At 61.6% G+C, this 14,203-nt stretch carries 15 protein-coding genes; 4 read left to right on the forward strand and 11 right to left on the reverse strand.

Annotated elements, in window-relative coordinates:
* Window positions 1–239: 239 nt before the first annotated feature.
* Window positions 240–716, forward strand: a complete 477-nt coding sequence (locus AB4Z24_RS16265) for a DUF1190 domain-containing protein (RefSeq protein ID WP_441709919.1) — start codon at window positions 240–242, stop codon at window positions 714–716.
* 17 nt (window positions 717–733) lie between these two features.
* Here the strand turns inward: AB4Z24_RS16265 and AB4Z24_RS16270 are convergent, their stop codons facing one another.
* Window positions 734–928, reverse strand: coding sequence for a hypothetical protein (locus tag AB4Z24_RS16270; protein ID WP_441709921.1), 195 nt, complete (start codon window positions 926–928; stop codon window positions 734–736).
* Between the two features lie 84 nt (window positions 929–1,012).
* Here AB4Z24_RS16270 and AB4Z24_RS16275 point away from each other — a divergent pair, with 84 nt between their 5' ends.
* Window positions 1,013–1,756 carry a tetratricopeptide repeat protein gene (locus tag AB4Z24_RS16275; protein ID WP_441709923.1) on the forward strand — a complete coding sequence of 248 codons (744 nt, stop codon included), beginning with the start codon at window positions 1,013–1,015 and terminating at the stop codon, window positions 1,754–1,756.
* Between the two features lie 63 nt (window positions 1,757–1,819).
* Here the strand turns inward: AB4Z24_RS16275 and AB4Z24_RS16280 are convergent, their stop codons facing one another.
* From AB4Z24_RS16280 to AB4Z24_RS16315, 8 genes are all read right to left on the reverse strand, one after another.
* Window positions 1,820–2,428 (reverse strand): LysE family translocator, encoded by a 609-nt coding sequence (locus AB4Z24_RS16280; protein ID WP_441709925.1) that lies wholly within the window; start codon window positions 2,426–2,428, stop codon window positions 1,820–1,822.
* Between the two features lie 66 nt (window positions 2,429–2,494).
* Window positions 2,495–3,040: an acetolactate synthase small subunit gene (gene ilvN / locus AB4Z24_RS16285; RefSeq protein ID WP_441709927.1), complete on the reverse strand. Its 546-nt coding sequence runs from the start codon at window positions 3,038–3,040 to the stop codon at window positions 2,495–2,497.
* A 34-nt stretch (window positions 3,041–3,074) separates the two neighbouring features.
* A complete protein-coding gene (locus tag AB4Z24_RS16290; RefSeq protein ID WP_441709929.1) occupies window positions 3,075–3,749 on the reverse strand; it encodes a glutathione S-transferase family protein in 675 nt (224 codons plus the stop codon).
* A gap of 5 nt (window positions 3,750–3,754) precedes the next feature.
* The gene (locus tag AB4Z24_RS16295) at window positions 3,755–4,300 is read right to left on the reverse strand and encodes a hypothetical protein (protein ID WP_441709931.1); all 546 of its coding nucleotides are present in this window, start codon (window positions 4,298–4,300) and stop codon (window positions 3,755–3,757) included.
* Window positions 4,297–6,063: an acetolactate synthase 3 large subunit gene (locus AB4Z24_RS16300; RefSeq protein ID WP_441709933.1), complete on the reverse strand. Its 1,767-nt coding sequence runs from the start codon at window positions 6,061–6,063 to the stop codon at window positions 4,297–4,299. Before AB4Z24_RS16300 ends, AB4Z24_RS16295 begins: the two co-directional genes overlap by 4 nt.
* Window positions 6,064–6,148: 85 nt before the next feature.
* Window positions 6,149–7,087: a tRNA (adenosine(37)-N6)-dimethylallyltransferase MiaA gene (gene miaA, locus AB4Z24_RS16305; protein ID WP_441709935.1), complete on the reverse strand. Its 939-nt coding sequence runs from the start codon at window positions 7,085–7,087 to the stop codon at window positions 6,149–6,151.
* 91 nt (window positions 7,088–7,178) lie between these two features.
* Window positions 7,179–8,444: a carbohydrate porin gene (locus tag AB4Z24_RS16310; protein ID WP_441709937.1), complete on the reverse strand. Its 1,266-nt coding sequence runs from the start codon at window positions 8,442–8,444 to the stop codon at window positions 7,179–7,181.
* A gap of 245 nt (window positions 8,445–8,689) precedes the next feature.
* The gene (locus AB4Z24_RS16315; RefSeq protein ID WP_441709939.1) at window positions 8,690–9,442 is read right to left on the reverse strand and encodes a hypothetical protein; all 753 of its coding nucleotides are present in this window, start codon (window positions 9,440–9,442) and stop codon (window positions 8,690–8,692) included.
* 218 nt (window positions 9,443–9,660) lie between these two features.
* Between AB4Z24_RS16315 and AB4Z24_RS16320 the strand changes: the two genes are divergently transcribed.
* Both AB4Z24_RS16320 and AB4Z24_RS16325 read left to right on the forward strand, forming a co-directional pair.
* A complete protein-coding gene (locus AB4Z24_RS16320) occupies window positions 9,661–10,113 on the forward strand; it encodes a pseudoazurin (protein WP_441709941.1) in 453 nt (150 codons plus the stop codon).
* 159 nt (window positions 10,114–10,272) lie between these two features.
* Window positions 10,273–10,458 carry a hypothetical protein gene (locus AB4Z24_RS16325; RefSeq protein WP_441709943.1) on the forward strand — a complete coding sequence of 62 codons (186 nt, stop codon included), beginning with the start codon at window positions 10,273–10,275 and terminating at the stop codon, window positions 10,456–10,458.
* A gap of 42 nt (window positions 10,459–10,500) precedes the next feature.
* On the opposite strand, the gene AB4Z24_RS16330 is transcribed toward AB4Z24_RS16325, so the two are convergent.
* Entirely contained in the window at window positions 10,501–12,408 is a 1,908-nt protein-coding gene (locus AB4Z24_RS16330) for an ABCB family ABC transporter ATP-binding protein/permease (protein ID WP_441709944.1), read from the reverse strand.
* Between the two features lie 42 nt (window positions 12,409–12,450).
* Window positions 12,451–14,118 carry a LysM peptidoglycan-binding domain-containing protein gene (locus AB4Z24_RS16335; protein WP_441709946.1) on the reverse strand — a complete coding sequence of 556 codons (1,668 nt, stop codon included), beginning with the start codon at window positions 14,116–14,118 and terminating at the stop codon, window positions 12,451–12,453.
* Between the last annotated feature and the right edge of the window lie 85 nt (window positions 14,119–14,203).

Genomic DNA, 14,203 nt, shown 5'->3' on the forward strand with positions numbered 1-14,203 from the left:
GGTCGAAATCGACGGTCGGGCTGGGTTGAAAGACAGGGGCTCGGAACCGGGCCCGAAATCTGGGCGGAACCTACAGAGATCGGCATAAGGATTCAACGGGCCGGGGTGCTACCGACTGCCCTAGATCGAATTTTTCTCAGCCCCCGCTCCCGAGCCCCGTGCAACCATTAACTGAACCCTAACTCCGAACGCGCATATTTGCGGTCTCCGACGCCCAATTTGGACCCGACGCCATGCGAATGATCGCGTTATTCGGAATGCTGTTTGCCGCCGTCACCCTTGCCGGTTGCGGGAATAGCGCGACGGCCGTGCAGCCGAAAACGAAGGTCGAAACGGGCGTTTTCATCTCGTCGGGCGACTGCGCCGGCGTTCAGAAACTGACGATCGACCAATGCGGACAGGTGATCGACAGAGCTGTTGCGCTGCATCGAAGCCGCGCGCCGTCCTATAATTCGCTGAGTGCTTGCGCAGCCGCCGAGGGCCCGGACCGCTGCGCCAAGGGCGTCGACGGCAAATACCAGCCGAACATCCAGGCATTTCTGGTGACCTTCGGCCAGCCGCCGAGCGCCCTCCCGCTCTACGCCACGTCCGATGGTTCACTCGCTTTCAAAGGGCTCGACAAACAGAAGTTTGGGCTGAACGATGACGGTTCTCATTTCTCTGAATCGGCCGAGGCGTTGGCACACGAAAACGCCCGGATGGCCAAGAAGGGCTGACGCGCGGCGTCGAACGCTCAAATCATTTCGCGGACGAGCGGCCACAGCGACGCAACGAGCGCAACGGCCATCGCCACGTTGAAAATCCTGACCTGTCGCTCATTCGCGAGAAGCGGCCTGAGCGACGTGCCGAAGAAGGCCCACGTCGTCGCTGAAATCAGCGAGACCGTGAGAAAAATCGCTGAAATCAACGCAATGCCGTACCGAGCCATGTCGCATGTAAAGCTAAAACATGTGATATGTTGACCTTGCAGGGCAACAATTGCGTTTGCCCGAGGACTGCAAGGGGGGAATTCATGCCGTTTCTGGGCATGCTGCTTTTATTCATTGCTATTGGGTTCATGGCTCACGCGTATCAGACCGGACGGCCGCAGTTTTGGCTGGCGGTGCTTCTTTTCCTCCCCGTCGTCGGCTCTATCGCCTATGTGATTTTCGAGCTGCTGCCTGATTTCGCAGGCAGCCGGCGCGTCCGGCAGGTTGCAGAGGATCTACACACGACGGTCGATCCAGACCGCCATTGGCGTCAACTCGGCGAGCAGCATCGGATCAGCGGCACTGTCGAGGCCAAACGCAAGTTCGCCGAGGAGTGCGAGCGCAAAGGAATGTGGGATCAAGCCATCACCCTTTACAAGGACGCTGCGCAAGGCATCTATGCCGACGACCCCGACGTGCTACGCGGGCTCGCACGGGCGCAACTCGGCAGCGGTGATGCTCGGGCGGCCGAGGAGACCCTGCATAAGCTCCGCGACGCAAACCCCGAATACCAGAACCAGGACGCGCATCTGACCTTTGCCCGGGCACTCGAGGCACAGGGACGGCTTGAGGAAGCCGAAGTCGAATACCGAGCCCTAGCTGGCTATTTCATCGGCCTCGAAGCCCGCACCCGCTACGCTTTGCTGCAGCAGAAGCTTGGCGATCCGGCTGCGGCACGAAAGCTTTTCGAAGATGTCATCCGCGCCAGCAAGGCGCGCGGCGTCGTGCTGTCACGAGAGGATAGGGACTGGGCAAAGGTCGCGCGGAGCAACACTTCGGGCGAGTGAAGCGGTTACAGAGCGCCAAAACGCCCGGATGGCCAAGAAGAGCTGACGCGCGGCGTAGAACGCTCAAATCATTTCGCGAACGAGCGGCCACAACGACGCAACGAGCGCAACGGCCATCGCCACGTTGAAAATCCTGACCTGCCTCTCATTCGCGAGAAGCGGCCTGAGCGAGGTGCCGAAGAAGGCCCACGTCGTCGCTGAAATCAGCGAGACCGTGAGAAAAATCGCTGAAATCAACGCAACGCCGGCCCAGAGGTTTGCGGGCGAAACGTAGTTGGCCGCGACGCTCAGCGCCACCATCACGCCTTTCGGATTGACCCACTGGAAAAGCGCCGCCTCGAAAAACGTCATCGGCCGCGCTTTTTCAGTGACGACAGGATCGCTCGTTCCAGCCGTCGCGATCCGCCACGCGAGCCACAGCAGATACCCGATACTGATGATGCGCAGCACCGAATAGAGCGTCGGAAAAACCGTGAATACCCGCCCAGCGCCGAGAGCGACCCCCGCGAACATGATCGTGAACCCGATCGTCACGCCGAGGATGTGCGGCCACGTCCGCGCGAAACCGAAATTGACGCCGGATGTCAGCAGCATCGTGTTGTTCGGCCCGGGCGTCATGCTCGAGACGAAAGCAAACGTAATGAGCGACAGAAAGAGATCGTGCGACATCATCTGAACGGCAACGCGGCGAACCGGTTCTCCCTGTTGCCGATCACAAACTGCGAGAACTTTTGGCGATCAGCCGCCCGCACCCCGGCCGATGGCGGCGATGCCGGTGCGCGAAACTTCGACCAGCCCGAGCTCCGTCATCAGCTGAACGAACGTCTCGATCTTCGAAGGCTTGCCCGTAACTTCGAAAACGAAATGCTCGAGTGACGTATCGACGACTTGGGCCCGGAAGATCTCGGCAAGCCGCAGCGCTTCGATACGCTTGTCGCCTTTGCCCGCAACCTTGACCAGCGCAAGTTCGCGCTCGATCGCTCCGCCCTCTTCCGTCAGATCGCGCACGCGATGCACCGGAACGAGGCGCTCGAGCTGATGCTTGATCTGCTGCAGCACAGCCGGCGTGCCGCTGGTGATGACGGTAATGCGCGACACCCGCTTCTCGTGCTCGACCTCGGTGACGGTCAGGGAGTCGATGTTGTAGCCGCGGCCCGCAAAAAGGCCGATGACCCGCGCCAGCACGCCCGGCTCGTTATCGACGACGATCGACAGCGTACGCGATACGATCTCCTGCGATCTGAGTACGCTCGGCGGCGGCATTTGCTTCGTTAGGTCGGACATCGTCGGTCTCTTGGTGTCGGGATGAAAGTTTGGATCAGATGAAGCTTTCGACCAGCGTGTGGCCCTCGGAGTAATCCGGGATGCGCCACGGCTCGACGAGCGCTGCCGCCCGCCACGCCTTGAAAGCCGTATGCGCGAGAACGGCATCCATATAGGTTCGCGTCGCCTCGCGCACGGGTATTTGATACGTGTCGAACCGCGTCACGACAGGCGCATACATGGCATCGGCCGCCGAGAACGCACCGTAGAGAAATGGCTGTCCGCCCGCAAAGCGATTGTGCGCCTCCGCCCAGATGTCCTCGATCCGGTCGATGGAGGCGCGCATGGGCTCGGTTAACGGCGGCGTCGCAAAACGGGCGCCGAGATGCATCGGGCAAGCCTGTCGGATCGCCTGAAAGCCCGCGTGCATCTCATTCGAGATGGAGCGGGCATGGGCACGCGCGCTGACATCGCGCGGCCAGATCGCAAGCTCCGGAAATTTCTCCGCCAGATACTCGATGATCGAGAGGCTCTCCCAGACGGCGATATCGCCGTCGGCGAGTGCCGGCACCTTCCCCGAGGGCGAATACTCGAGCACCAGCCCACGGGTTTCTGGCGTCCTCAATGGAATGAGAACTTCCTCGAACGGAATGTCGAATGCGGAAAGCACAAGCCATGGCCTGAGCGACCACGACGAGTAAAGCTTGTTGGCAATGACGAGCTTCAGCATCGTTGCTAGTTCTTGCTCGCCGCGCCGGCGTCGGCATCGGGGTTGGCTTCACCCGGCTTCCGCGGCGGGAACACCGATTTCAAGAAGATCGGCATGCCGTTGGTGTCGACCAGCTTCTTGAACTTCTCGGCTTCCTTCGTCGATATTTTGTATTGCCGGAACGTCGCGACGAACCGTTGCCCCATGCCACGCGCAATGTCTTCCGGCGCCGGCGTGCCCATCCGCACGCGATCGGCTTGCGGAATGCGCGCATAGATCTGCGCCAGCACTTGGCTGTGCATGTAGTCCTGCGCCATGCACGACTCGAGACCTGCCGAATATTCGCTGGCGAGCGTCTGCGTCCGGTAGCAGGCGTCGAGGAATTTCAATACGCCGGCCGAACCCTGGCTGCGATGCAGTTCGCCAAGGCGTTTCGCGGCATCCTTGATGTTGGCAACGTGGTCCCAGGTTTCCCTGGCAGCCGACGTCTGCGGCACGGCGACGATGGCGGCCGCGCACATGGCGGCGGCCAACACCAGTCCGATACCGAAACCTGAGCCCCCGTTTCTCAAACCAATACCTTCCCTTCGTCGCCGATCGCGCGCTCGACCTCTTCGTCCGTAATGTTCTCGCCGAGCAGCATCTCGTTATGACCCTTTCCGGAAGGAATCATCGGGAAGCAATTCGCGAGCTTGGCGACGCGGCAATCGAACATCACCGGTCCCTTCGTATTGATCATCTCTTCGATGGCATCGTCGAGATCTGCGGGATGCTCACAGCGCATGCCCGTCCAGCCGTAGGCTTCGGCGAGCTTCACGAAATCCGGCAGCGCTTCCGTATAGCTCTCCGACAGGCGGTTGCCGTGCAGGAGCTGCTGCCACTGGCGCACCATGCCCATGTATTCGTTGTTCATGATGAAGACCTTGACGGGCAGCCGGTATTGAACTGCCGTCGAGCACTCCTGAATGTTCATCAGGATCGACGCGTCGCCCGCAACGTCGACGACGAGCGATCTCGGATGCGCAAGCTGCACACCGATGGCGGCCGGCAGTCCATATCCCATCGTGCCCAGTCCTCCGGACGTCAGCCAGTGGTTCGGCTCCTCGAATTGAAGGAACTGCGCCGCCCACATCTGGTGCTGACCGACCTCAGTCGTGAAGAACGTATCGCGATTCTTCGTCAGCTCCTGCAGACGCTGACACGCGTACTGAGGCATGATGATGTCTTTGGAGTTTTTATAGGCGAGCGACTTCTTCGCCCGCCAGCCATCGATCTGCTTCCACCAAGCCTTGTGTGCCGGCTTGTCGAGCGTCGGTGCTTTGGCCTTCCAGATCCGCAGCATGTCCTCGAGAACGTAGGCGCAATCGCCGATGATCGGCACATCGACTACGATGTTCTTGTTGATCGACGAGGGATCGATGTCGACGTGGATCTTCTTCGATCCCGGCGAAAACGCATCTACGCGGCCCGTGATGCGATCGTCGAAGCGTGCGCCGATGTTGATCATCACGTCGCAATCGTGCATCGCGAGATTGGCTTCGTAGGTGCCATGCATGCCGAGCATGCCGAGCCACTGCTTGTCGGACGCGGGATAGGCGCCGAGCCCCATCAGCGTCGACGTGATCGGATAGCCCGTCAGCCGCACGAACTCGCGCAGCAGCTGGCTTGCCTTCGGACCCGAGTTGATGACGCCGCCGCCGGTATAGAACACCGGCCTTTTGGCGCCGGCGATGATATCCACGGCTTCGCGCACAGCCGTCTGCTCTGGCTTCAGCTTCGGCCGGTAGGTCTTATGCTGAATATTCGACGGCCCGACATAATTGCCGAGCGCGAACTGCACGTCCTTCGGAATATCGACGACCACCGGCCCGGGGCGGCCCGTCCGCGCGATGTAGAACGCTTCGTGCAGGATGCGCGCGAGATCGTTCACGCTCTTCACGAGCGTATTGTGCTTCGTGCACGGCCGCGTGATGCCGACCGTATCGCATTCCTGGAACGCATCGTTGCCGATGAGGTGCGTCGCCACCTGCCCCGTGATGCACACGAGCGGAATGGAATCCATCAAGGCGTCGGTGAGGCCCGTCACGGCGTTCGTCGCGCCGGGACCCGACGTCACGAGACAGACGCCGACCTTGCCGGTTGAGCGCGCATAACCTTCCGCGGCGTGCAACGCCCCGCCTTCCTGGCGAACGAGGATGTGGCGGATCTTCTCCTGCTTGAAGATCTCGTCGTAGATCGGCAGCACCGCGCCACCCGGATATCCGAAGACCAGCTCGACGCCCTGGTCGGCCAGCGCCTGCAGTACGATTTCGGCGCCGGTCATCGTGCGTGCCATGCGTAAACTCCTTCGCCGGCCAAAGGGCTCGGGCGGTTTCGAAAAGGTTGCCGGAAAGTAGGTGTCGGAGCCTAATTGGTCAACGCTAACACTGAATAAATGCGAAAATATCGCGCAAATAACTTTCCGTTTCTTTCGTCTCGACCGGCATCCACGAAATCATATGTCTTTTGAGCCAAGTCTCCTGCCTTTTTATGTATTGGCGGGTCTCCGCTTTCGCCTCATCCAGCGCTTGCTCGACGGTCGCCTCGCCTGCGATCAACCGAAGAAGCGGCCTGACCCCGATGGCCCGCATTGCCGGCAGATCGGCATCGAGTTGTAGCAACGACAGAGCCCGCACTTCGTCAAGAGCCCCCTCGCGCATCATCCGCTCGAAGCGGGCATCGGCCCGGGCATGAAGCTCCGCGCGGTCGCCGGAAACCGAAAGGCACACTGCATCCGCTTCCGCGATCACCGGCTCGCCGCGCAGCGATTGCCATTCGGCGAGCGAACGGCCCGTCTGGTCAATCACCTCGAGCGCCCTGACGATCCGCTGCAGGTCGGTCGACACGAGGCGCGAAGCCATGACTGGATCGCGCGCCGCGAGTTCGCCGTGCAAGGCCCCAGCCCCCCGTCGGTCGCCCTCTCCGCGCCAATACGCACGAATCTCCGGCCCGATGTCGGGGATCGGGGACAGCCCTTCGAGCAACGCTTTGAAATAGAGGCCGGTGCCCCCGACGATAACCGGCCGTCGCCCGGCGCTCTGAGCCTTCGCGATCGCGGCCACAGCATCGCGCACGAAGCGTCCCGCCGAATAGGCCTCGCTGGCCGGCACGAATCCATAGAGCGCATGTGGAACGCGCGCCTCGTCCTCGGGCGGCGGCCGCGCCGTCAGAATGCGCAGCTCCCGATAGACCTGCATGCTGTCGGCATTGATGATCTCGCCGCCGGTGCGCTCGGCAATCGCCAGCGCCAGCGCCGACTTGCCGCTCGCCGTCGGCCCGGCGATCAGGATCGGCCGAAGATCTGTTTTGACGCTGCTCATGAAAAAGCCTCCTAGCGCCGCAGTGCTAGGAGGCACAAGTCGTACGGTAAATCCCGCATGCGGCCAAGAAGCCGCCCAGAAGCCGCGTAGCCTAGTAGCTGACCTTCAACCGCGCGCCGAAGACGGCGGCATTGTCGACTTCCGTAGTTGCGCCCGGATTCCAGAAGTACTGGAAGTCGGGAGTGATGCTGACGCCGGGCCTCAGTTCGGCAGCGTAGTTGATCTCCACCACGGATTCATACGACCGCAGGGCGCTCGGATCCGTCGCAACGCGATCGGAGGAAACCTGCCCGTAGCCGAAAGCAGCGCCAAACGTATCCTTGGCGCGGCCGGGCACGAAGCCCGTGAACAGAATGCCGGTATCGACGTACAAATGCATCGGACTGATGTTTTCCGGACTGGTCGAAACACGGGCGAAGACATTGACGCTCTGGCTGTCGCCGTTCTTCCAGATCTGCTGGTCGACAATGGCATAGAGCCCGTAGTCCGAGTTCACGGCCGCCCCGGTGTTGAAGTTCGTATAGAAGCCGTCGGGAGCGTCGAACTGCTTCCAGCCGCCGAGCTTGATCGTGCCGGGCAGACCGACGTCATATCTGAAGGCGCCCTCGATAATCATCAGCGCACCGTCGCCAAAGCGGAAGTCGGTGCCGTGCCTATTGGACTCCTGCGCGTTCTCAAACGGTTTGGCGGGGCTGCCGTTGAAGATAGCTGCCAAAATCGTGAGGTTATCGTTCGGCGTATAGGCGACACGCGCGCCCATTGCGGTCAACGGATACGCCGGTCCGCCCTGAACCATGTTCGACGCCACGATGCCGGCCCATCCGAACGTACCGTTCAGGAAGGCCGCCGCCGTGTCGCTGACGAAGAATTCGGTATCGGCGGCAATCGCACCGATCTTCACTTTCACCTTGTCGTCGAGCAGCGACTGTTCGAGCCAAAGTTCGTCAAGCCGGACGGCTTCGAGGCCTTCCAAGTTGCTGACCGCGAAAATGCTGCCGGTCTTCGAGGTCGGGCCGATACCGTGAATATAGAAGGCGTTGGCGTGAATGACCGCGCCCTTCCAGCCGACGAGCTTTTCGAGGTCGATATCGACATAGGTCTCAACGAGGCCATTGTAGGTCGAACCGCGCGACTGACCGCCGGAGGTCACGTTGAAATATTCGCCGGTGTAGTTGAGCCCGTATTTGATGCCGGAAGCTGCGAGCGAGGCGCGGGCCGCATCGTAAGGCAATTCCTGCGCAATCGAGAATTCGGGAACGCCATTATCCGGCTTGTCCTCGGCTTTAGCACTCGTAGCGGACGCAACCGATACCAACGCCAAAACCGGCACGATGCCGGCTGCAAATTTCGACTTCATTCCAATTCCCCCTCACCGCCGCCGGACATCGCCGGAAACGACCGGCGCTTGCCCCCCGCCCAGCGGCAAACAAACAAATTCAGATCCTGAGGAAAACAAAGAATACTTGACGATGGTCGTCAACATCCGGGCGGCTGCGACCCTCTGGTATTAAACAAAGCAGCCTAGACCCTGTGGCTGAATTGCAATCAAATCGCTTGCCCTCGGCATTTGCGTTGCCGCACCTCGGCATCCTGGCGGGAAATCTATCCCCGACCGTCCTCGTGCGAGGGTCTCTGATCGCCGGCTTTCACACGCGCCGATTCGCCTGCGGGGAAGCCCAGCCTGTTCGTCCCACCGTTGCCGAAGCCGAATTCTCGCCCCGTCCACCGCCGCCAAAGCGCGGCGACCTGCGGCCGTGTTCGCTCCCAAAGCTTCGCAGCAGCGTCCTTGGTCCGAGCCTTCACCACGCGGCCATACCGCCAAACCCACGATGCACGGATCTGCGCGAACAGCGCGTCCTTCCAAGGCATCAGCCAGTTGAAGCCGCGCGCGAACCAGCCGATCTGCATGAGCGACGGCTTCGTCAGAATGAAGAGATGCGCGATGATCGCAGTCGACGCGATCTTCGCTCCGATGAACAAGAGCGTCGCCGTCGCGAAATGCCCGTTCGCCAGCAGCCACACGGCGACGAACTTCAGCGGCAGCAACAGCGCCGTCGGGAACGCCAGCACCAGCAGCGCCGCATAGGGTGGCAGCCCGGCGATAAACCGCTCCGCCGCTGCAATGGGCGCGTATTTCGCGAGCCGTCCGATGAGGTCGGAAAGCGGCCGCCAGCCCCATTCCTCGAAGAGGATGATCAGCGCCATGAAGATGTTGAGCGCGGCGATCAACGGCCCGCGCGAAATCGTCCATGCGGTCCTGAGAATCTCGCGCACAGTCCAGAGCGCAATCACCGAGCCGCGCCAGATCGCGGCCAGAACCCGTTTCGACGCCTCTGCGAATTCCTGAGCTTTCAAACGTCCATATCCTTTCGAAATCCGGACCATACCGGCCGAAAGGTGAAGATTAACACCCGGCGAACAGGCGGGGATAAGTTTTCCCGTGCGCCGGATCGGCGCCTTCCTGACGTGCTCGGCCTTTGCGGCAAAACGGCACTTGAGCGGAGCGTCGCCTTAAAGTATACTTTTTATGTAAACAATAAGAGCATGACGATAAGGCCGGGCGAGGAAACCATATGAAGTTGACCAGTCAGATCCTGTTGGCGAGCACCATCACGCTCGCAGCCGTCGCTGCCCCGCGCTTCGCATCCGCGGCCGAGCACATCATCGAAATGCGCAACGAGGACAACGCCGGCAATCGCATGGCCTTCGAACCGGGATTTTTGAAAGTGGAACCCGGCGACACCGTGAAATTCGTTCCGACCGACAAGGGCCACAACGCGGAAAGCGTCGATAAAGTCTGGCCGGAGGGCGTGCCGCAAGTGAAAGGCGACTTCAGCAAGGAAGTCGTCTTCAACGCGGAGAAGGACGGCCTCTACGTCTTCAAATGCCTGCCCCACTTCGGCATGGGCATGGTCGCGCTGGTGCAGGTCGGCAAGCCCGTCAATCTCGAGGCGGTCAAAGCCTATCAGGCGGCTGGCAAGTCGAAACAGCGCCTCGAGGGCGAAGTGGCGAAAGTCGTCCCCTAATGGAATCGAGCTAGGCCGCAAGCTTCCTGGAAGGGCTAAGGGCTTAACTCGTAACTAGCCCCGAGATGGGTCTCCCGGCCCCTTATCTCGGGGCTAGTTTTTTGCCGCAAGTTGCGATCACACTTCCCGCAGAACGCGGCGAACGCGAGATCCCGGCCCATGGCATACTTACTGGAAGAACACCGGCACGACGTTTTTCGCACCACCGGCCAGCACACCTATCTCGGCAACGGCGACGTGTTTGTCCCGCGCTCGCTGGCGATCCGGTTCACGACACGCGACGAAGCCGAGACGAAGCGGAAAAAGCTGCCCAACCCCGACGGCTGGAAGATCGTCGAAGACTAGCGCCGTGCTGATCTAAAGACGCAGTCCGCCGCCCTTTCCGTCTCACGCAGGCTCGCCCGCCTCTTCGAGCGCATGCGCAAGTTCCTCGCGTGCCTTCTCTGCTTGCCGCTGCCGCGCCCATAGGCTCGCATAAAGCCCGTTCTTCGCGATCAGTTCGCCGTGCGTGCCCTGCTCCACGACGCGCCCCGCCTCCAAGACGAGAATGCTGTCGGCATGGATGATCGTCGACAGCCGGTGCGCGATGACGACCGTCGTGCGGTCTTTGGAAACCCGGTCCAACGCGTCCTGAATTTCCTTTTCCGTATGACTGTCGAGCGCGCTCGTCGCCTCGTCCAGCAGCAGGATCGGCGGCGACTTCAGGATCGTCCGCGCGATCGCGACGCGCTGCTTCTCGCCGCCTGAGAGCTTCAGGCCCCGCTCGCCGACCATCGTGTTGTATCCATCGGGAAGCGCCCGCACGAATTCGTCGATCTGCGCCAGCTTCGCCGCGTGATAAACCTCCGCGTCCGTCGCGTCAGCACGGCCATACTTGATGTTGTAGAAAATCGTATCGTTGAACAGCACCGTATCCTGCGGCACGACGCCGATGGCCGCACGCAGCGACGACTGCGTCACGTCGCGAATGTTCTGCCCGTCGATCGTGATCCGGCCAGCCGTCACGTCGTAGAAGCGGAGAAGCAGCCGCCCGACCGTCGACTTGCCCGCACCCGACGGGCCGACAATCGCGATCATCTTGCCCGCAGGCACGTCAAACGAAACATCCTTCAGAATTCGCCGCTCCGGATCGTAGGCGAAGCCGACGTGGTCGAACCGGATGGCACCGCCCGTCACCTTGAGCTCCTTCGCGCCCGGCGTGTCGGCGACTTCCGGATTCTGTTCGAGCACTTCCATCATGCGCTCGATGTCCGTCAGGCCCTGTTTGATCTCGCGATACACCATGCCCATGAAGTTGAGCGGCATGAAGAGCTGCAGCATCAGAAGATTGACCATCGCGAAATGGCCGACCGTATCCTTGCCGGAGACGATGTCCGTCGCCGACATCGCGAGACAGATCGTCAGCGCGATCGTGAAGATGATCGCTTGGCCCGAGTTCAAAACCGCGAGCGACGTATAGGTCTTGATGCTCGCCTTCTCGTAAGCCGCCATCGACTTGTCGTAGCGAGCCGCTTCCCGCCCTTCCGCGCCGAAGTATTTCACCGTCTCGTAATTCAGCAGACTGTCGATCGCCTTGGTGTTGGCGTCCGTGTCGCTCTCGTTCATCGCCCGGCGGATCGAAAGCCGCCAGTTCGTCGCCTTCACCGTGAACCAGAGGTACGCCGCGATCATCAGCACGATGGTGACGATATAGCGCCAGTCGAACTCGTAGGCGCAGACCGCGATGATCATCAGAAATTCGACGATCGTCGGAATGAGCGTCATCAGCGCCATACGGCTGATGTTCTCGATGCCGGTCCGGCCCCGTTCGAGAACGCGCGTCAGACCGCCCGTCTTGCGTTCGAGATGAAAGCGCAGTGACAAACGGTGCATATGCTCGAACGTCGAAAGCGCGAGCTTTCTCACCGCATGCATCGCGACGCGTGCGAACATGCCCTCGCGGATCTGCACGAGCAGCGACATCACGATGCGCGCGATGCCGTAAAAAATGGTCGCCAGCACCGGCGCGCCGATCAGCCAGGGCAGCGTTTGGCTGCTCGCCACATGCCCGCCCGTCGCCGCGACGAGCGCATCCGTCGCCCACTTCAGCGTGAAGGGCACTGTGACAGTCACGCCCTTGGCGATGACGACGATGATGAATGACCAGATGACTGTCCGCTTGAGGTCGGGCCTGTCCTCAGGCCAAACATAGGGCCACAAAGCCCTCAAGACCCGGTTGGACTTGGCGGAAGGCGTAATGCGCGCCAGCAGTCCATCGCGGACCGCCACGCACCAATTGACAACGGCGCTTTGCATTCGGCTTCAGATAGGATCATGCGCCGGGAAAGTCCATCGCCGTCACCGGCGCGGCAGATAAAGCCGCTGGCACGTATAAATGTGGCTCGGATCGCGAATGACGTTCCGGTTCGCGCGATAAATCCGTTTGAAATATGCACCCGACCCGTAGTGCCGAAGGGCGATCCGCCACAGGGTATCGCCGCGTGCGACCGTATATCGGCCGGGCAGTAAAACCTTCTCCCCGGCCGCCCGGCAGCGGCCCTGCCGCGCCCGCCGGACCCACGGCTTCACCACCGGCCCCCGCGCCTCGTTATTGGAAGCCACAACCACACGCCGTTTCACGGAACGATGCGCATGCGCATGGGAATGAGGCCGCTTGCGAGCGACACCCTTTTCACCGCGCGAAGCCGTCTTCTTGGAGACTGTCGCAGGCAGTTGGGTTTTTGCTGGCGGCGGCTCGGCCGCGCTCGGCGCAGCGGCAACTTTCGTCTTGGCCTTGTCCGCGTCCATCGCCTGCTTGGCGGTCTCCGAGGCGCGCTTCGCGTCCGCATCTCTCTTGGCCGCCTCTTCTGCGAGACGGACTTTTTCGGCTGCTTCTTTTGCCTTCGCTTCGCGATCAGCCGCGGCCTTCAGAGCTTCCTCGGCCGCAATACGCTTCGCGTCCTCTTCCGCCTTCCGGCGTGCCTCTTCCGCAGCTTTCGCTTTAGCTTCTTCAGCGGCCTTCAACGCTAGCCGCTCGACATCTGCCTTCCGTTCTTCTTCAGCTTTCTTGGCGGCGGCCGCTTCCGCTGCCCGCTGCGCAGCGAGTTCCCGTTCCTTGGCCGCGGCCTTCAGGGCCTCCTCCGCCGCGACACGCTTCGCGTCCTCTTCCGCCTTCCGCCGCACCACTTCTGCGGCTTTTGCTTTGGCTTCTTCGGCTGCCTTCAACGCTTGCCGCTCGGCTTCCGCCTTCCGCTCGTCTTCAGCCTTCTTGGCTGCGGCCGCTTCAGCCGCACGCTGCTGCGCTGCCTTCTCTTCCGCCGCAAGCCGAAGCTGATCCTGGCGCTTTTGTTCCTCCGCCAGACGCTTGGCCTCGTCGGCCTTCCGCTGCGCCTCGAGCCGGGCCGCTTCCGCGTCGCGAGCCTTGGCTTCCTCGGCGGCCTTTGCCGCAGCTTCGGACAATTCTTGGCTGTGCTTGGCTTCCGCCTCCGCCGCAAGCTTCGCTTGCGCCGCGTCGAGCGCCTCTTTCGCCCGGAGAGCCGCAGCCTCAGCGTCTTCCTGCTTTACCAGTTCGATTTTGCGCGCGATTGCGTCCGCGTCGGCACCGCCAGCGGGCGTCGACAATCGCCGAATGATCGTCGTCTGAAATTCGCGATTGGCTCGCGCCAGCCAGTCCTGCACGCGATCGGAAACGCCAAGCTCTTTCGGCGGCCATAAACTGTCGGTGAGATCCTTCGCCGTCCCCGGCGAGGTCTCCCCGTTAGACGGCTTCGACTGATCCTCGGCCAACAGGAAAAGCGGCTCGTCCCGAGCGTCGAGCGTATCGTCGTTATCCTTGGCGACGACCCGCGGAAATCTGCTGTCGACGGCGAAGGTCGTACCCATCGATTGCGCATCGCCATGGTCAATGGCGGCATCAAGCGGCAGCGGCAAAAGCGCCAAAACGCCGAGCAGCGCGGTAACGGCACCGGCGCGCGCGCTGGAAATCGCGGTTTTCTTCGCGGAAACCGTGGCTTCGCCGTTTTTCATAACTTCGCCTTTGAACCCCGCTATGAACTAACCACACGCGGCAGTTTCTCGCCAGCCCCACGGGGCCCGGCAACGTGAAAATAGA

This window comes from Hyphomicrobium sp. 2TAF46 (genome assembly GCF_052114865.1).
Taxonomy (GTDB): Bacteria; Pseudomonadota; Alphaproteobacteria; order Rhizobiales; family Hyphomicrobiaceae; genus Hyphomicrobium_B.